This is a genomic window from Alkalilacustris brevis (assembly GCF_003350345.1).
Taxonomy (GTDB): Bacteria; Pseudomonadota; Alphaproteobacteria; order Rhodobacterales; family Rhodobacteraceae; genus Alkalilacustris; species Alkalilacustris brevis.
In genome coordinates this window covers 1-16869 of sequence record NZ_QNVJ01000085.1, presented here as the reverse complement: position 1 = coordinate 16869, position 16869 = coordinate 1, and the positions used below count along the sequence as shown (strand labels likewise).

16 protein-coding genes are annotated in these 16869 nt (G+C 66.4%); 15 read left to right on the top strand and 1 reads right to left on the bottom strand.

Going from position 1 to position 16869, the window contains the following annotated elements; translation table 11 throughout:
• Window positions 1-2 precede the first annotated feature (2 nt).
• Genes nuoN through DQ229_RS13375 form a run of 4 tightly spaced genes read left to right on the top strand, consistent with a single transcriptional unit; the run spans window position 3 to window position 4662 of the window.
• Entirely contained in the window at window positions 3-1442 is a 1440-nt protein-coding gene (gene nuoN / locus DQ229_RS13390; protein WP_114966767.1) for an NADH-quinone oxidoreductase subunit NuoN, read from the top strand.
• A complete protein-coding gene (locus DQ229_RS13385) occupies window positions 1432-2205 on the top strand; it encodes a biotin--[acetyl-CoA-carboxylase] ligase (RefSeq protein WP_114966766.1) in 774 nt (257 codons plus the stop codon). Before nuoN ends, DQ229_RS13385 begins: the two co-directional genes overlap by 11 nt.
• A gap of 16 nt (window positions 2206-2221) precedes the next feature.
• Window positions 2222-2995 (top strand): type III pantothenate kinase, encoded by a 774-nt coding sequence (locus DQ229_RS13380; RefSeq protein WP_114966765.1) that lies wholly within the window; start codon window positions 2222-2224, stop codon window positions 2993-2995.
• Window positions 2992-4662 (top strand): ribonuclease J, encoded by a 1671-nt coding sequence (locus tag DQ229_RS13375; RefSeq protein WP_114966764.1) that lies wholly within the window; start codon window positions 2992-2994, stop codon window positions 4660-4662. The genes DQ229_RS13380 and DQ229_RS13375 overlap by 4 nt, the downstream gene beginning before the upstream one ends.
• Here DQ229_RS13375 and DQ229_RS13370 read toward each other — a convergent pair.
• Complete coding sequence (locus DQ229_RS13370; protein WP_114966763.1) at window positions 4640-6223, bottom strand: DEAD/DEAH box helicase; 1584 nt, start codon at window positions 6221-6223, stop codon at window positions 4640-4642. The two genes, DQ229_RS13375 and DQ229_RS13370, sit on opposite strands and share 23 nt — an antisense overlap.
• A 624-nt stretch (window positions 6224-6847) precedes the next feature.
• On the opposite strand from DQ229_RS13370, the gene DQ229_RS13365 reads away from it, so the two are divergent.
• The 11 genes from DQ229_RS13365 (at window position 6848) to DQ229_RS13315 (ending at window position 16865) form a co-directional block, all read left to right on the top strand.
• Window positions 6848-7276 carry an OsmC family protein gene (locus tag DQ229_RS13365; protein WP_114966762.1) on the top strand — a complete coding sequence of 143 codons (429 nt, stop codon included), beginning with the start codon at window positions 6848-6850 and terminating at the stop codon, window positions 7274-7276.
• Between the two features lie 137 nt (window positions 7277-7413).
• A complete protein-coding gene (locus tag DQ229_RS13360) occupies window positions 7414-8463 on the top strand; it encodes a Hint domain-containing protein (protein WP_114966761.1) in 1050 nt (349 codons plus the stop codon).
• A 101-nt stretch (window positions 8464-8564) separates the two neighbouring features.
• Window positions 8565-9383, top strand: coding sequence for a universal stress protein (locus tag DQ229_RS13355; protein ID WP_114966760.1), 819 nt, complete (start codon window positions 8565-8567; stop codon window positions 9381-9383).
• 238 nt (window positions 9384-9621) lie between these two features.
• The gene (locus DQ229_RS13350; RefSeq protein ID WP_114966759.1) at window positions 9622-10401 is read left to right on the top strand and encodes an SDR family oxidoreductase; all 780 of its coding nucleotides are present in this window, start codon (window positions 9622-9624) and stop codon (window positions 10399-10401) included.
• Window positions 10402-10546: 145 nt separating this feature from the next.
• Window positions 10547-10777, top strand: coding sequence for a twin-arginine translocase TatA/TatE family subunit (locus DQ229_RS13345; RefSeq protein ID WP_114966822.1), 231 nt, complete (start codon window positions 10547-10549; stop codon window positions 10775-10777).
• A gap of 59 nt (window positions 10778-10836) precedes the next feature.
• Window positions 10837-11541, top strand: a complete 705-nt coding sequence (gene tatB / locus DQ229_RS13340; protein WP_114966758.1) for a Sec-independent protein translocase protein TatB — start codon at window positions 10837-10839, stop codon at window positions 11539-11541.
• On the top strand, window positions 11538-12419 hold the full coding sequence (tatC, locus tag DQ229_RS13335) for a twin-arginine translocase subunit TatC (protein WP_114966757.1): 882 nt from the start codon (window positions 11538-11540) through the stop codon (window positions 12417-12419). The genes tatB and tatC overlap by 4 nt, the downstream gene beginning before the upstream one ends.
• Window positions 12416-13267 (top strand): ATP-binding protein, encoded by an 852-nt coding sequence (locus tag DQ229_RS13330; RefSeq protein ID WP_114966756.1) that lies wholly within the window; start codon window positions 12416-12418, stop codon window positions 13265-13267. The genes tatC and DQ229_RS13330 overlap by 4 nt, the downstream gene beginning before the upstream one ends.
• A gap of 290 nt (window positions 13268-13557) precedes the next feature.
• Window positions 13558-14973 (top strand): circularly permuted type 2 ATP-grasp protein, encoded by a 1416-nt coding sequence (locus DQ229_RS13325; RefSeq protein ID WP_114966755.1) that lies wholly within the window; start codon window positions 13558-13560, stop codon window positions 14971-14973.
• A gap of 4 nt (window positions 14974-14977) precedes the next feature.
• Window positions 14978-15931 (top strand): alpha-E domain-containing protein, encoded by a 954-nt coding sequence (locus DQ229_RS13320; protein WP_114966754.1) that lies wholly within the window; start codon window positions 14978-14980, stop codon window positions 15929-15931.
• A gap of 121 nt (window positions 15932-16052) precedes the next feature.
• Window positions 16053-16865: a transglutaminase family protein gene (locus tag DQ229_RS13315; RefSeq protein ID WP_114966753.1), complete on the top strand. Its 813-nt coding sequence runs from the start codon at window positions 16053-16055 to the stop codon at window positions 16863-16865.
• Window positions 16866-16869 lie beyond the last annotated feature (4 nt).

The following is a 16869-nucleotide window of genomic DNA, read 5'->3' as shown; positions in this document are numbered from 1 at the left end:
ACATGATAACCGCCGATCTCTCTACCGCCCTGCCGGAAATCCTGCTTGCCGTCTATGCGATGGCGGCCCTGATGTTCGGGGTTTTCACGGGCAAGGACCGTGTCGCGCAATTGCTTGTCTGGGTGACAGCAGGGGTGTTCGTTGCCCTGGCCTTCTGGATCGCGGCCATGCCCGCCGGCAGCGCGACGGCCTTCAACGGCATGTTCGTCAACGATGCCTTCGCGCGTTTTGCCAAGGTGCTGGTGCTGGGCGCGGCGGCGGCGGTGCTGCTGATGGGGCAGGATTTCATGCTGCGGCGGAACATCCTGCGGTTCGAGTATCCGGTGCTGGTGGCACTGGCGGTGCTGGGCATGATGATGATGGTCTCCTCGGGGGATCTGATCGCGCTCTACATGGGGCTCGAGCTGCAGTCGCTGTCGCTTTACGTCATTGCCGCGATGCGCCGCGACAATCTGAAATCGACCGAGGCGGGGTTGAAATACTTCATCCTTGGTGCGCTGGCTTCGGGGCTGCTGCTGTATGGGGCCTCGCTGATCTACGGTTTTGCTGGCACGACGCTGTTTTCCGGCATCATCACCACCGTGGCCGAGGGCGAGATGCCGCTGGGCGTGCTGTTCGGGCTGGTGTTCCTGCTGGCGGGGCTGGCGTTCAAGATTTCGGCGGTGCCCTTCCACATGTGGACCCCGGATGTCTATGAGGGGGCGCCGACACCGGTTACCGCCTTCTTCGCCACCGCTCCCAAGGTGGCGGCGATGGCGCTGCTGGCGCGGGTGCTCTATGATGCTTTCGGCACCGCGCCGGGCGACTGGGGGCAGATCATCGCCTTCCTCGCGGTGGCATCGATGTTCCTGGGGGCGATCGCCGCGATCGGCCAGCGCGACATCAAGCGGCTGATGGCCTATTCCTCGATCTCGCATATGGGCTTTGCGCTGGTCGGCCTGTCGGCCGGCACCGAGCAGGGCCTGCAGGCGATGCTGGTCTACATGGCCATTTACGTGACGATGAATGTCGGCGTCTTCGCCTTCATCCTTTCCATGGAGCGTGACGGCCGCCATGTGACCGACATCACCAGCCTGAACCAGTATGCCCGGGCCGAACCGACCAAGGCGCTGGCGATGCTGGTGCTTCTGTTCAGTCTGGCGGGCGTGCCGCCGCTGGTGGGCTTCTTCGGCAAGTTCTATGTGCTCTGGGCCGCGGTCGAGGCCGGCATGACCTGGCTGGCCATCGCCGGGGTGATCGCCAGCGTGATCGGCGCCTTCTACTACCTGCGGATCGTCTACTACATGTATTTCGGCGAAGAGGGCGAGGCGCTCGACGGCGCAATGCCGCCGGTGCAATACGCGCTGCTGCTGGCCTCGGCGGTGATCATGGTGGTCGGTGTCGTGAATCTCTTCGGGGTCGAGGGCTTCGCGGCGATCGCGGCGGATTCCCTTGCCCGCTGATCCGGCATGGCCGCGGGGCGTCGACCGGGTCATCCTGGACGAGATCGACAGCACCAATGCCGAGGCCGCGCGCCGCGCGGGCAGCTACGCCGGGCCGGTCTGGATACTTGCGCGGCGTCAGACGGCCGGGCGCGGGCGCCGCGGGCGCCCCTGGGTTGATCCGGAAGGCAATTTCGCCGCGACGCTGCTCTGCCGCCCCGATGGCCCGCCCGATCAGGTTGCGCTGCGCTCGTTCGTGGCTGCGCTGGCCCTGTTTGACGCGCTGGTCACGGTGACGGGCGAGGCCGGGCAATTCGCGTTGAAATGGCCCAATGACGTGCTGCTGAACGACGGCAAGCTTGCCGGGATCCTGCTGGAGAACTTCGCGGCGGGGGCCGGGGGCGCGCGCTGTCTCGCGGTGGGCGTGGGGGTCAACCTGCGCAATGCCCCGCCGCCTGATCCGCACCCGCCGGTGCAACCGGCGCCGCCGCGCCCGGTCAGCCTGAAGGGTGAAACCGGGCACGAGGTGACGCCCGAAGCCTTTCTCGACCTGCTCGCGCCGGCCCATGCCCGCTGGGAGGCGCAGCTTGAACAGTTCGGGTTCGCCCATGTCCGCACCGCCTGGCTGGCGCGCGCAGCGCGGCTGGGCCAGCCCTTGACGGCGCGCGCGGGCAACGACACCTTTACCGGCACTTTCGAAACGCTCGACGACAGCGGCGCGCTGGTGCTGAACACGCCGCAGGGGCGACGCCACATCCCTGCGGCGGATGTGTTCTTTACCTGATCGGAAAGGTCCGGCCATGCTCTTGTGTGTCGATTGCGGAAATACCAACACGGTCTTCTCGATCTGGGACGGCGCGCGCTTTGTCGCCACATGGCGCGCCTCGACCGAGCATCAGCGCACTGCCGATCAGTATTACGTCTGGCTTTCGTCGCTGATGGCGTTGCGCAAGATCGACGCAAAGATCACCGAGGTGATCATTTCCTCGACCGTGCCGCGCGTGGTGTTCAACCTGCGGGTGCTGTGCAACCGTTACTTCGACTGTCGCCCGCTTGTGGTGGGCAAGCCCGAATGCCGCCTGCCGGTAGATGTGCGCGTGGATCCCGGCACCCTGGTCGGGCCCGACCGGCTGGTCAACACGGTGGCGGGGAATGACCTGCACGGCGGCGACCTGATCATTGTCGATTTCGGCACGGCGACTACTTTCGATGTGGTGGACATAGACGGCGCATATATCGGCGGGGTGATCGCGCCGGGGGTGAACCTGTCGATGGAGGCGCTGCACATGGCCGCCGCCGCGTTGCCGCATGTCGATGTGACACGACCCGAACAGGTGATCGGGCGCAACACGGTGGCCTGTATGCAGGCGGGGATATTCTGGGGCTATATCGGCCTTGTCGGTGGCATCTGCGCGCGCATCCGCGCCGAACACGGCCGCCCGATGAAGGTGATCGGCACCGGCGGGCTGGCACCGCTTTTTGCCACCGGCGAAGACCTTTTCGACACGATAGAAGAAGACCTGACCATACACGGACTCAGGATTATCAACGACTACAACAAGGACATCACATGAGCAGTGAAAGATTGATCTACCTGCCGCTTGGCGGCGCCGGCGAAGTGGGCATGAACGCCTATGTCTACGGCTACGGCGCCCCCGGCAAGGAGCGGCTGATCCTGGTCGATCTGGGCGTCACCTTCCCCGATATGGACAGCACACCGGGGGTTGACCTCATCCTGCCCGACATAAGCTGGCTGGCCGACAATATCGACCGGCTCGAGGCGATCTTCATCACCCATGCCCACGAAGATCATGTCGGCGCGCTCGGGCATCTCTGGTCGCGGTTGCGCAAGCCGGTTTACGCGCGCAACTTCACCGCCCGCATCGCGCGGCTGAAGTTCGAGGAACACGGCCTTCCCATCGAGGAGATCAACACAGTCGGCGCGCGGCCCGAAACGGTCGAGGCGGGGCCGTTCCGCGTTCAGTTCGTGCCGATCAGCCACTCGATCCCCGAAACCTCGGTGATGGTGATCGATACGCCGGGCGGCCGCATCGTTCATGCCGCCGATTTCAAGCTCGACACCGACCCGGTGGTGGGCGAGCCCTTCGATGCCGCGCTTTTCGAGGCGATCGGGGACGAGGGCGTCAAGGCGCTGATCTGCGATTCGACCAATGTCTTCGTGCCCGATCCGGGCCGGTCGGAAAGCACGCTGGCCAAGCCCATTTCGGAACTGGTCGCCGATGCGCGGGGCATGGTGGTGGCGACGACCTTCGCGTCGAACGTGGCACGGGTGAAGACGCTGGCCGAGGCCGGGCGCGCCGCGGGGCGGTCCGTCTGCCTGCTGGGGCGCGCGATGAAGCGCATGGTCGGCGTCGCCGAGGAAGCCGGCGTGCTGGGCGATTTCCCTTCGCTGATCGCCCCGGAAGAGGCGGCCAAACTGCCGCGCGGCGATGTCATGCTGATCGTCACCGGCAGCCAGGGCGAACGCCGGGCGGCCTCGGCGCAGCTTTCGCGCGGCAAGTATCTGGGGATGGAGTTGCGGGAAGGTGACACCTTCCTGTTCTCGTCCAAGACCATTCCGGGCAATGAACGCGGCGTGCTGCGGGTGATCAATGCATTTTCTGAGATCGGTGTCGATGTGATCGACGATTCGACCTCGCGCTATCATGTCTCGGGCCATGCCAACCGGCCCGATCTGGCGCGGGTGCACGGGCTGCTGCGCCCTGATATGATCCTGCCCAATCACGGCGAACACCGGATGCTGCGCGAACATGCCAAGCTGGCCGCCGAGGCCGGCATCGCCAGCATCGTGCCCACCAACGGCATGGTCGTGGATGTTTCGGGCGAGGTGCCCGAGCCTGTCGAATATGTCGATGCCGGCCGGGTCTATGTCGATGGGGCGGTCATGGTCGGTGCGCTGGACGGGGTGGTGCGCAACCGCATCCGCATGGCGCTGAACGGGCTGGTGATGGTGAATCTGCTGATCGAAGAGAACGAGGCCCTCGGCGAACCCTGGTGCGAGTTGATGGGCCTTTCCGAAAAGGGGCGCAGCGGCGCGCCGCTGGCCGATCTGATCGAGGGGGAACTGGCCCAGTTCATCGACCGCTCGAGCCGCAAGGTGCTGGCCGATGATGACAAACTGGAAGAGGGCGTCCGCCGCGTCGTGCGGCAGGTCGCCATGGAAGAGATCGGCAAGAAGCCCGAAGTGATCGTGGTGATCAGTCGCCTGCAGGAGGATTGAAGCCGCGCAGCAGGAAGTCGGGCACATGGTCACCCATGCCGACGACCTGCTCGCCGCCGCCCCTGCGGGGGCTGCGGGGCTGCTCGTCACGCCGGCTGTCGCGCTTCACATCCTTGCGGGCGCTGCGCACCGGTTCTGCCGGAGCGGCCTCTGCGGGTTCGGCGGGCTGCGGCGCGGGTTCTGCGGCGGTCTCGATCGGCTTCTTTCCGCGCGGCGCACGCCGGGGCTTTTCGGTGGCGGGTTCGCTCACCGGCGCGGGCTGGACGGTATCCGACGTCGTCGGCTGGGCGGCCTGATCCTGCGGGGCATCGCCCTTCTTGCTGCGCGAGACGCTGCGGCTGCGGCTGCGGCGTGGCGCGGGTTCTGCTGTTTCTTCGGCCACCTCGCGCCGTTCGGGCGACGGGGGCGGGGCCAGATCGGCGGCGTCGGCGCGCGGGATCGTCGTTTGCAGCAGGTGCTCGATCGCGTCGAGGTATTTTTCATCGGATGGCGAGGCCAGCGTGAACGCCCGGCCCTTGAGCCCGGCGCGGCCGGTGCGCCCGATCCGGTGCACATAATCCTCGGCGTGGCTGGGCACGTCGAAATTGAACACATGGCTCACCGCGGGAATGTCGAGCCCGCGCGCCGCCACGTCCGAGGCCACGAGAAAGCGCAGCGACCCGTCGCGGAACCCTTCCAGCGTTTTCGTGCGCAGGGACTGGTCCAGATCGCCGTGAATCGGCGCGGCATCGAAACCGTGCTTGCGCAACGATTTGGCCAGTGTATCCACGTCAATCTTGCGGTTGCAGAAGATGATGGCGTTCTTGCAGGCCTCCGCCTCGCGCCGGATCAGTGCGCGCAGAAGCTCGCGCTTTTCCTTGAAGGTGCGGTCCTTGCGCGACGGCTTGAACTGGTAGAGCCGCTGCTCGATCGTTTCCGACGTGGTCGCCTGGCGGGCCACTTCGATGCGTGCGGGCGCCTGCAGGAAGGTGTTGGTGATCCGCTCGATCTCGGGCGCCATGGTGGCCGAGTAGAAGAAGGTTTGACGCGTGAAGGGCGTAAGCGAAAAGATGCGCTCGATATCGGGGATGAACCCCATGTCGAGCATCCGGTCGGCCTCGTCCACCACCATGATCTGCACGCCGGTGAGCAAGAGCTTGCCACGCTCGAAATGATCGAGCAGGCGGCCCGGCGTGGCGATCAGCACATCGACGCCCTTGTCGATCAGCTTGTCCTGTTCGCCAAAACTGACCCCGCCGATCAGCAAGGCCTTGGTCAGTTTGGTGTATTTGGCGTAGATGTCGAAATTCTCGGCAACCTGCGCGGCCAGTTCGCGCGTTGGCGCCAGCACCAGGCTGCGGGGCATCCGTGCCCGCGCCCGCCCGCGCCCCAGAAGGGTGATCAGCGGTAGCGTGAACGAGGCCGTCTTGCCCGTGCCCGTCTGGGCGATGCCCAGCACGTCGCGCCCTTCGAGCGCATAGGGGATCGCCTCGGCCTGGATGGGCGTCGGTGTCTCGTAGCCGGCTTCAGCGACGGCTTTCAGGACCTTAGGGTCCAGCTTCAGGTCAGAAAATTTGGTCATTTGCGTCCGTATGTTACGGCATCGGGCCGTAAGGGTGAGGGGACGCTGAATTCCGGGCGTCCCGGCGGATGGGGCGCGCGATGGTCGCGCACAGGCAGCGGGGTAGCTGAAATCTGCCCGAAGGTCAATCAATGCTGCGTATCGTCGGGCTGCGCCGCGATGCCGGAGCCGGGCCGGGCGTTCGCCAGGCGTTCGGCCTATGGCATTCACACATCTTTTTGGACTGGGCGCGGGGGCATAGACATCGCACGCCCGGCGGCACCGCCGGGCTGCGCCTGCCTGCCCCCCGGCAGGCGCATTCAACCTCACAACCTGTTGACAAGCTCTGTAATTTTCAGAGCCCTCGCCGATTTTTCCGTCTCGAGTATGCGCCCGCCCAGGCAGGCGCAGCCCTCCGCTCCACCGGCCCGGCCCGTCATGCAGAGGGCTTTCCAAGCGATGTTGAATCGCGACGCTTTACGCCATCCCCGCGCCATACCTCCGCCACGTGGGGTCCGGCGATCCGACTCCGACCATGTGAGGCCGCGCCGTCAAGCCCTTTCATCCTGCATCGCCCGCGCATAGCATGGCCGTGCAGGGCCGGCGCCGGGCGCCGGCCGGAAACGCGCAACACAGGAGAATGCAATGATTAGTTCCAACTCGGCCCAGGCCGTCTGGTCGGGCGATATAAAATCCGGCAAGGGCAACATCTCGGCCGCTTCGGGCGCGATCGAGGCGCTGGCCTACGATTTCGGCAAGCGCTTCGCCGGTGAGCCGGGCACCAACCCCGAAGAACTGATCGCCGCCGCCCATGCGGGCTGTTTCTCGATGGCGCTGTCGGGACAGCTCACCAATGCCGGCCACCCCCCCGAGGAGATCGAAACCAAGGCCACCGTCACGCTTGAGCGGGTCGATGAAAAGCCCACCGTGACCAAGGTGCACCTGGACGTGCGCGCCAAGGTGCCCGGCGCGACCGAAGAGGCATTCCAGACCGCGGCCGGCAACGCCAAGGCCGGCTGCCCGATCTCGCGGCTGCTGAACACCGAGATCACCATGGATGCCAAGCTGGCCTGATAGGCTGAGTATCCTGCCCCCGCCGCGCATGGTTTCTGGTTGCGCGGCGGGTCCGGGGCAATCGGGGGGGCGCGCCGGTTGTCGCGGCGGCGTGATCGGCATAATGTGCGGCCCGCACCATTCCGGACGGGTAAGCGATGAGCGAAACGCCTGCGATTCCAAACCATTCCAGCCAAGTCTTCGACGCCGGTGACATCGTCGTGACTTCGGGCGCGAATCTGGGCGACGGGCTTGACCTGATCGAAGAGGTCTGCCCGGGCGATATCTATCAGTTGTTGCCCGATGCCGCGCCGCTGCGCCTTGAGATGCTGCACGAGGATCATGCCTGCGCCCGTGGCGAGAAACAGGCCGATTCCCGCCGGATGCTGGTGGCGAAGGGCTCCGAGATCGGCGTGCCCGGCGACAGGGTGGTGCTGCGCGCGCGGCTGACGCTGATGGCCGCCGATGGCAACCGGGTGGAGCTGCTGGCGCTCGATCATTGCCCCGCCGACCGGCCGCATGATGTGCGGACCTGCCTGTTGCCGCTGTCGCCGATGGCCCCGCGCACCGATTACACCCTGCTCGCCATCGACGAAAAGCCGCGGGCGGTGCGGCTTTCCGATATCGTCTGTGTCTCGCTGGGGCGGGGCACCCGGATCAGCCTGCATGACGGGCGCCAGGTCGCCATTGAAAACCTCTCTCCCGGCGACCGGGTGCTCACCCGCGATCACGGCGCGCAGCCGGTGCGCTGGGTCGGCCGGGCGACGCTGCGCGCGGCGGGCAGTTTCGCGCCGGTCGTCATCACCGCGGGCGCGATGGGCAATGCCGGCGATCTGATCGTCAGTCAGCACCACCGGATGTTCCTCTATCAGCGCCGTCGCAGCGACCTGCTGGAAACCTCAGAGCTTCTGGTGCAGGCCAAGCACCTGGTCGACGGCAGCCGGATATTCCTGCGCGAAGGCGGTTATGTCGATTACTTCAGCCTTGTCTTCGACCGCCACGAGATCATCTATGCCGAGGGCATCCCCGCCGAAAGCCTGCTGGTGAATGCCGCGACCGTGGCACACCTGCCCGAAGCGCTGGCGCGCGAGGTCACCGCGCGCTTTCCGCAGCTTTCGCAGAACCAGCATTTCGGCACCGAGGCCGGCCAGAACCTGGTCCAGGCGATCGGCCGCGAGGCGCTTCTGGGCGCGATCCGCAAGGATTGAGCGCCCGCGCCACCATCACGGGGGTTTGAAACGGGCGCGATTGCGCATAGAAACCTTGTCAGCGGCACCCGGCCTGCGCGACCCACGAGGAGGGCGAGAGGATGGCAACCATCATCGCGGCAAGCGACCTGAGCGAACGATCGCAGGAGGTTCTGGGCCGCGCCCTTGTGCTGGGCTCCGATCTCGGCGCGCGCGTCATCTTCGTGCATATCACCAGCCCCGGCGCCCCGGCGATGCGCAACGAAGACGCCCGCCAGCGGATGCGCCGCCAGGTCGAGGAAACCCCGCTGCCCGGCGGCACCGAGCCGGAAATCAGGGTGCTCAACGGGCGCCCCGAACTGGCCATTCCCGCCCTTGCCGCCGAGGAAGGCGCCGATCTGGTGGTGCTGGGGCTGCACCGTATCCGGCCGGTGCTGGACATGCTGCGCATGACCACGATGGAACGCATCGTGCTGCGTTGCGACATGCCGGTGCTGATCGCCCATATCCCGGCCAGCCGCCCCTATCGCACGGTGCTTTCGGCGACCGATTTCGCGCCGGCCTGCGCGGCGGCCCTGGCGGCGGCGGCACGGCTGGCGCCAGGGGCCGAGTTCCATGCGATCCATGCGCTCAGGATGCCCCTGCGCGAACGCATCGGCAGCGATGACGACCCCACCCGCAGCAGCGCCTATACCATGGCCGAATCCCTGCGCGATGCCTTCTGCCGGATGCGCGGCGTGCCCGAAACCCTGCACACGCCCGAGATCGTCCCCGGCGGCGTGCACGAGGTGCTGAGCTTCCGCCTCGACGAACTCGAGCCCGACCTGCTCACCATCGGCAGTCATTCCGGCCGCGACCCGATGACGCTGGGCAATTTCGCGCGCGACCTGATGCGCGAGCCGCCGGTGGATGTCCTGGTGTCCAAGCCGCCGCGCGGCTGAACCGCCCGCCCGCAAATGCCGCCGCCCGCAAATGCCGCCGCCCGCGTTGCACCCCGTCGCGCGCCCCCATCTTCTTGGCAAAAATATCCCCGCCGGAGGCATCCGCGACAGGCCGCGCGCTGTGCCTTGCGGGCAGCGTGCGCGGCGGCAAGGAGCGCACGACCCCGCAGGCCACACCTTCCGTTGCGCGCTGGGGGATGCTATCGCAGGGCAGCACGGGTCAAAGGGAGAGCATGACATGGATCTGGGAATTCGCGGCCGGCGCGCGCTGGTCTGCGCCTCGTCGAAGGGGCTGGGGCGGGGCTGCGCCGAGGCGCTGGCCGCCGCAGGGGTCGATCTGGTGCTGAACGCGCGCGGCGCCGAGGCGCTGGCCGAAACCGCCGCCGCCATCCGCAAGGCCCATGGCGTCGACGTCATCGAGGTGGCCGCCGATGTCACCGCCGAGGCCGGCCGCGCGCAGGTGCTCGAGGCCGCGGGCGAGGTGGACATCCTCGTTACCAACGCAGGCGGTCCGCCGCCGGGGATGTGGCATGACTGGGAGCGCGAGGATTTCATCACGGCGCTTGACGCCAACATGCTGACGCCCATCGCGCTGATGAAAGCACTTCTGCCGGGCATGATGGAGCGCGGCTGGGGCCGGGTGGTGAACATCACCTCCGGTTCGGTCAAGGCGCCGATCGCGGTTCTGGGGCTGTCGAACAGCGCGCGCGCGGGGCTGACGGGCTATGTTGCCGGCACCGCGCGGCAGGTGGCCGGCAAGGGGGTGACGATAAACAACCTTCTCCCCGGCATCCACGATACCGACCGCGCCGCCGCGCTCGATGCCGGGGTGGCGCAGCGCGAAGGGCTGTCGCGGGAAGAGGCGCGCGCAAAGCGCGAGGCGACCATCCCAGTTGGCCGCTATGGCACCGCAGGGGAATTCGGCACGACTTGCGCCTTCCTGTGCTCGGCGCATGCGGGCTTCATCGTGGGGCAGAACATCCTGCTTGATGGTGGCGCCATCAACGCGACATTGTGAGCCCGCGCGTGCCTTGTTCTGACGCGCATGTGCAAAAAATCCGGCCCCGGCGGCGTATTGGGGCTTTGATACGCCGCTGCGAGGTCATAAATGTTGACACAGTGCAGGTTGAGGGGGCAACTGCGCCCCCTGAAGGGAGATGGACATGCTGAACAATATTGGCCTTCCGGGGCTTTTGCTGCTTGTCGTTGTCGTGCTGGTACTGTTCGGTCGCGGCAAGATCGCCTCGATGATGGGCGAGGTCGGCAAGGGAATCACCGCCTTCAAGCGTGGCGTGAAGGACGGCACCGAAGACGCCGAGCGCAGCCTCGAGGAAGCGCGCGACGTCACGCCGGAAACAGACCAGTCCACCGACAAGGAAAAGGACAAGGTCTGATTTGTGCCGATGCGCCGGGCCTGCCTGCGGGCATGACGGCGCTCTGGGGATGATTGCCCATGCTTGATATCGGCTGGACCGAGCTTCTGGTGATCGGCATTGTTGCGCTCATCGTGGTCGGGCCCAAGGATCTGCCCGCGATGTTTCGCAAACTGGGCCAGTTCACCGCCCGTGCCCGCGGCATGGCGCGCGAGTTTCAGCGCGCGATGGAAGCGGCTGCCGACGATTCCGGCATCAAGGATGTCGCGCGCGACCTGAAGGACTCCGCCTCGGGCAGGGATATGGGCCTCGACGAGTTCCGCGATATTGCGAAGGGGCCGAAATCCTGGGCCAAGGACAAGGTCATGGGCGGCAAGACCGCGCGCGGCACCGATGATGCCGGCGAGGCCGCCGCCGATGCGGCCGATGCCGCTGATGCGGGGGCTGCGAAAGCGAAGCCGAAAGCAGCCAAACCCGCTGCGTCTGCGCGCTCGAAGACCCCCACGCAAACCAAGACCGGCGCGCAATCCAAGGCTGGCACAGCATCAAAGCCCGCGCCGAAACCTACCGGCACCAGCGCTGGCACCCGCAAGCCGGCGACAAGCAAGCCTGCTGCGGGCAATACCGGTGCCGTCACGAGGGGTGGCACGCGCAAACCGGCCACGGCCCCGGCGAAGAAGGCCACGCCTGCTTCCGCGGCAAGGGCAGAAAGTGCTGCGAAAACAACGCGAACGACCAAAACCAAGACCGCCGCGCGCGGCGCCGCAAAACCGGGGGATGAATGAGCGCGCGAGACGAGGACGAGATCGAGGACAAGTCGGCGCCGCTGATCGAGCACCTGGCCGAGTTGCGCACCCGCCTCATCCGGGCGCTGCTGGCCTTCGTGGTGGGCATGGTGCTTTGCTTCGTGGTGGCCGAGCCGATCCTCGTCTTCCTGACCGAACCGATCGCCGATGTGCTGCGTGCGCGCGGCGAAGACCCGCGGCTGATCTTCACCGCGCCGCAGGAAAAGTTCTTCGTGCTGATCCGCATCTCGATGATCTTCGGGTTGGCGCTCAGCTTTCCGATGATCGCCTACCAGCTCTGGATGTTCGTGGCGCCGGGGCTTTACCGGTCCGAGAAAGGCGCCTTCCTGCCCTTCATCGTGGCGTCGCCTGCGCTGTTCATGCTGGGCGCGGCATTCGCGCATTACATCGTCACGCCGCTGGCGATGAACTTCTTCATCGGGTTTTCCGATGCGATCCCGGCGCTGGCCAATATCATCGTGGGAGAGGCCCCCGATGTCACCGCCGGCCCTGCCGATGCCGAGATGCGCACCTATTTCCTCGGCTCGGTCCGGGAATCGCTCGATCTGTCGCTCAAGTTCATCTTCGCCTTCGGGCTGAGCTTCCAGCTGCCGGTTCTGATGACGCTGATGGGCAAGGCGGGGCTCGTGTCGGCCAAGGGGCTGGGCGATGTGCGCAAATACGCGATGGTGGCGATCCTGACGCTGGCGGCGCTGATCACCCCGCCCGATGTCATCACCCAGCTTATCCTGTTCACGGCCGTCTACGGGCTTTACGAGGTGTCGATCCTGCTGGTCCGCTACGTTGAGCACAAACGCAACCAACGACTGCGCGAAGAGGGCATCCTGGACGAGGACGAGGAGCTGGACGACATATGACCGAGGCGGTTCTGGAACGTATAGCCGAGGCACTCGAGCGGATGCACCCCGCGCCGATGTCCGTGCCCGATTTCGACGCGGCCGAGGCCTTCGTCTGGCATGTCGGCCCCGACCGGCTTGTGCCGGTGCCCAGGGTCAACCGGGTGCCGCTGGAGCGGCTGGTGGCGATCGATCGCGCGCGCGATACGTTACTGGCCAACACGCTTCAGTTCGCGCGCGGTCTGCCGGCCAACAATGCACTCCTGTGGGGCGCGCGCGGCATGGGGAAATCGAGCCTCGTCAAGGCGGTGCACGCCGAGGCGGCGGCGACCCTGCCCGAGGCGCGCCAGACCCTGAAGCTGATCGAGATTCAGCGCGAGGATCTGCCCGCCATCGGCCGGCTGCTGGATTACCTGCGCCACAGCGACCGGCGGTTCATCCTGTTTTGCGACGATCTTTCCTTCAGCCATGACGACCAGCATTACAAGTCGCTCAAGGCGGTGCTCGACGGCGGCGTCGAGGGGCGGCCCGAGAATGTGCTCTTCTACGCCACCTCGAACCGGCGCCACCTGATGCCGCGCGACATGATCGAGAACGAGCGCTCCTCGGCCATCAACCCCTCCGAGTCGGTCGAGGAAAAGGTCTCGCTCAGCGATCGCTTCGGGCTGTGGCTGGGCTTTCACCCCTGCAGCCAGGACGAGTTCCTGGCGATGGTGCGCGGCTATTGTGCGGCGGCGGGGCTGGAGATCGGCGAAGAACGCCTGCGCGCCGAGGCCATCGAATGGGCCGCCACGCGCGGCGCGCGCTCGGGGCGGGTCGCCTGGCAGTTCTTCTGCGACCTGGCCGGGCGCGAGGGCGTGCGGCTTTAGGCGTCCAGTCCTGTCTGCCGTCCGGCTCCTCCCGGCGCGCCCCCCGCCGCCCCGCGCCACGCCCATCCCTTCACTGTGAAAAAAATATCCGCGCCGCAGGCCCCCGCACGCCACAAGGCGCGCGGCCTGCGCATTTTGCAAAAGCCTGCCAAACACCTGCCCGGCCGGCCGCAGCATGATGCCTGAAAATTGTGCAGCCCCGCCCCGCATTGTGCCCTGTTCCGCAAGGAATCGCTTTTCCCCGGCCGGACAAGCCGATTAACCTGAGTCCAGGACCGGCAGGAGCAGGAATGGAAAACCGTTATTTCAACGAGATGTATGAAAACGGGGCAATCCGCCCGCCTTACCGCCGTCTGGCCGAATGGACCGAAACCATGCCGGCCGAGTTGCGCAACCTCAAGCAGGCCGAGGCCGAAGAGCTGTTTCGCCGCATCGGCATCACCTTCGCCGTTTATGGCGAGGGCGGCGATCCCGACAGGCTGATCCCTTTCGACATGTTCCCGCGCGTTTTCACGCAACGCGAATGGCGGCGACTGGAGCGCGGCATCAAGCAACGCGCGCGCGCGCTCAACGCGTTTCTGGTGGATGTCTACAACCGCGCCGAAATCGTGCGCGCCGGGCGCATTCCGTCGTCGCTGGTCTACCGCAACGAGGCATTCGAGACCGCAGTCGCCGGCTTCACCCCGCCGCGCGGGGTGTTCAGCCATATCATCGGCGTCGATCTGGTGCGCACCGGTCCGGACGAATTCTTCGTTCTGGAAGACAATTGCCGCACCCCTTCGGGCGTGTCTTACATGCTGGAAAACCGCGAAATCATGATGCGGATGTTCCCCGAACTTTTCCGCGGCGACCGGATCGAGCCGGTCGATGGCTATTCCGATGCGCTGCGGCGCACCATGGCATCGGTTGCGCCGGCCAAATGCGACCGCGAGCCCACCGTCGTGATCCTCACGCCGGGGCCGCTCAATTCGGCCTATTACGAGCACAGCTTTCTGGCCGATCTGATGGGGGTCGAGCTGGTCGAGGGGCAGGATCTGTTCGTCGAGGGCGAATTCGTCTGGATGCGCACCACGCAAGGGCCGCAGCGGGTGGATGTGATCTATCGCCGTGTCGATGATGCCTTCATCGATCCGCTGTGTTTCCGCCCCGAGTCGATGCTGGGCGTGCCGGGGCTGATGGATGTCTATCGCTCGGGCGGGGTGACGATTGCCTCGGCGCCGGGGGCGGGGGTGGCCGATGACAAGGCGATCTACTGTTTCGTGCCCGAGATGGTGCGCTTCTACCTGGGCGAGGAGCCGATCCTGCAAAACGTGCCCACCTGGCAATGCGGCCGCGCCGAGGATCTGAAATACGTGCTCGACCATCTGCCCGAACTGGTGGTCAAGGAGGTGCACGGCTCGGGTGGCTACGGGATGCTCGTGGGGCCGCGTTCCACTGCCGAGCAGGTCGCCGCCTTTCGCGACAAGATCCTCGCCGCGCCCGGCAACTACATCGCCCAGCCGACGCTGGCGCTTTCGACCTGCCCGACCTTCGTCGAGGACGGGATCGCGCCGCGCCATGTCGATCTGCGACCCTATTGCCTGGTGGGAGAGCGCATCGAGCTGGTGCCCGGCGGGCTGACGCGCGTTGCGCTGACCGAGGGCAGCCTGGTGGTGAATTCCAGCCAGGGCGGCGGCGTCAAGGACACCTGGGTGCTGGCGGAGTGATGCGATGCTGAGCCGGACCGCCGAAAACCTCTACTGGATCGCCCGCTACATGGAGCGGGCCGAGACCGCTGCGCGCTTTCTGGAAGTGGGCGCGCGGATCTCGCTGATGCCCGGCGCGGGGGACGGGTTTCGCAGCGAATGGGATTCGCTTCTGCGCGCGGCCGGAATTGCAGAAGGGTTCGCGCATAAATACGGCGACCCGGTGCAGCGCAATATCGAAAGCTACATGTTTTTTGATACCGACAACCCCTCGTCGGTGGCCTCGTGCATCGGGCGGGCGCGCGAGAACGGGCGCATCGTGCGCACCGCGCTGACCAGCCAGGTCTGGGACGCGCTCAACACCGCCTACCAGGAGCTGCGCGCGCTTGAACGCAGGCCGCGCTCCGAGCTGCCGCTGAGCCAGCTCACCGACTGGACCTTGCGCCATTGCGCGCAACTGCGCGGCGCGATCGACGCGTCGCTTCTGCGCAACGACGGCTATGATTTCCTGCATCTGGGCTATTTCCTGGAGCGCGCCGACAACACCGCGCGGCTTCTGGATGTGAAATACTTCGTCCTGCTGCCGCGGATCGAATTCGTGGGCTCCGGCCTCGACAACTACCAATGGACGACGCTCTTGCGCGCGCTTTCCGCGCATCGGGCCTTTCACTGGGCCTATGGCGGCGAGGTGACGGCGGGCAAGATCGCGCATTTCCTGATCCTCAACCTGCAATGCCCGCGCTCGCTGGTTGCCTGCACCCAGGCCCTGAACGACCATCTGGACCGGCTGGCGCGCGGGTATGGCCGCTCCTCCGGCGTGCAGAGCCGGGCGCGCGCCCTGCTGGGCGAGCTTGCCGAGCTGACGGTCGAGGATATCTTCGACGAAGGGCTGCACGAGTTTCTTACCCGTTTCATTCGCGAAACGGAGCAACTGGGCGGGCTGATTGCCAATTCCTATCTCAGCGGGGATCTGCGATGAGACCAATTGCACATAACCTGCCGCCAGCCGCCGGCAGCACCCGAGACCGGGCTGCGGGGCAGGGTGGCAGCATGGCGCGGCCCTGGCGCCTGGGCGGCCATCGGCCGGGAGGAGAGGGGCCATGCTGCTGATTGTGGAACATAGGTCGCGCTACCACTACGACCAGCCCGTGCGCGGCGTTGTGCAAAGCCATCGCCTGACGCCTTCGCGCTTCGACGGGCAGCGAGTGATCGACTGGAAGATCGAGACCTCGGACGGAATCGCAGGTGGAGCCTTCCGCGACGGTGCGGGCGATTGGGTGAGCAGCCACTCTGCGCGCGGACCGCTGAGCGAGATCACCGTCACCGTCACCGGCCGGGTCGAAACCGCCGATCTGGCCGGGGTGCTGCGCAATCACCGCGAGATCGTGCCGCCCGAGGCTTACCTGCGCGACACCCTGCCCACGCGCGCCGATATCGCGTTGACCGAACTGGGCCGCGAGGCCGTGGCAGGTAGCGAGGACCGGCTGGAGCGCGCGCATCAGCTGGCCGCGGCCGTGGGGCAGGCCATCGCCTTTCGTCCCGGCACGACCCATGCCCACACCACCGCCGCCGAGGCGCTGGCGCAAGGCGAAGGGGTTTGCCAGGATCACGCCCACGCATTGATTTCGGCCGCGCGCAGCCAGGAAATTCCGGCGCGCTATGTCTCGGGCTATCTGCATGCCACGCAAGACGGCACGCCCCATGATGCCGCCCATGCCTGGGCCGAGCTTTGGGTCGAGGGGCTGGGCTGGGTCGGGTTTGACGCGGCCAATGCTTGCTGCCCCGATGAGCGCTACATCCGCCTCGGTTCGGGCCTGGATGCGCGCGCGGCAGCGCCGATCCGGGGGGTGGCGCGCGGCAACGGGGCCGAGCATCTGGAAGTCGCTGTTGCGGTCGGCGCGGCGCAGCAATAGACCG

Bases quoted from the DNA above. Each gene is read 5' to 3' on its own strand.
- nuoN (WP_114966767.1), top strand. From the start codon at position 3: ATGATAACCGCCGATCTCTCTACCGCCCTGCCGGAAATCCTGCTTGCC.
- DQ229_RS13380 (WP_114966765.1), top strand. From the start codon at position 2,222: ATGCTCTTGTGTGTCGATTGCGGAAATACCAACACGGTCTTCTCGATC.
- DQ229_RS13375 (WP_114966764.1), top strand. From the start codon at position 2,992: ATGAGCAGTGAAAGATTGATCTACCTGCCGCTTGGCGGCGCCGGCGAA.
- DQ229_RS13370 (WP_114966763.1), bottom strand. From the start codon at position 6,223: ATGACCAAATTTTCTGACCTGAAGCTGGACCCTAAGGTCCTGAAAGCC.
- DQ229_RS13365 (WP_114966762.1), top strand. From the start codon at position 6,848: ATGATTAGTTCCAACTCGGCCCAGGCCGTCTGGTCGGGCGATATAAAA.
- DQ229_RS13360 (WP_114966761.1), top strand. From the start codon at position 7,414: ATGAGCGAAACGCCTGCGATTCCAAACCATTCCAGCCAAGTCTTCGAC.
- DQ229_RS13355 (WP_114966760.1), top strand. From the start codon at position 8,565: ATGGCAACCATCATCGCGGCAAGCGACCTGAGCGAACGATCGCAGGAG.
- DQ229_RS13350 (WP_114966759.1), top strand. From the start codon at position 9,622: ATGGATCTGGGAATTCGCGGCCGGCGCGCGCTGGTCTGCGCCTCGTCG.
- DQ229_RS13345 (WP_114966822.1), top strand. From the start codon at position 10,547: ATGCTGAACAATATTGGCCTTCCGGGGCTTTTGCTGCTTGTCGTTGTC.
- tatB (WP_114966758.1), top strand. From the start codon at position 10,837: ATGCTTGATATCGGCTGGACCGAGCTTCTGGTGATCGGCATTGTTGCG.
- tatC (WP_114966757.1), top strand. From the start codon at position 11,538: ATGAGCGCGCGAGACGAGGACGAGATCGAGGACAAGTCGGCGCCGCTG.
- DQ229_RS13330 (WP_114966756.1), top strand. From the start codon at position 12,416: ATGACCGAGGCGGTTCTGGAACGTATAGCCGAGGCACTCGAGCGGATG.
- DQ229_RS13325 (WP_114966755.1), top strand. From the start codon at position 13,558: ATGGAAAACCGTTATTTCAACGAGATGTATGAAAACGGGGCAATCCGC.
- DQ229_RS13320 (WP_114966754.1), top strand. From the start codon at position 14,978: ATGCTGAGCCGGACCGCCGAAAACCTCTACTGGATCGCCCGCTACATG.
- DQ229_RS13315 (WP_114966753.1), top strand. From the start codon at position 16,053: ATGCTGCTGATTGTGGAACATAGGTCGCGCTACCACTACGACCAGCCC.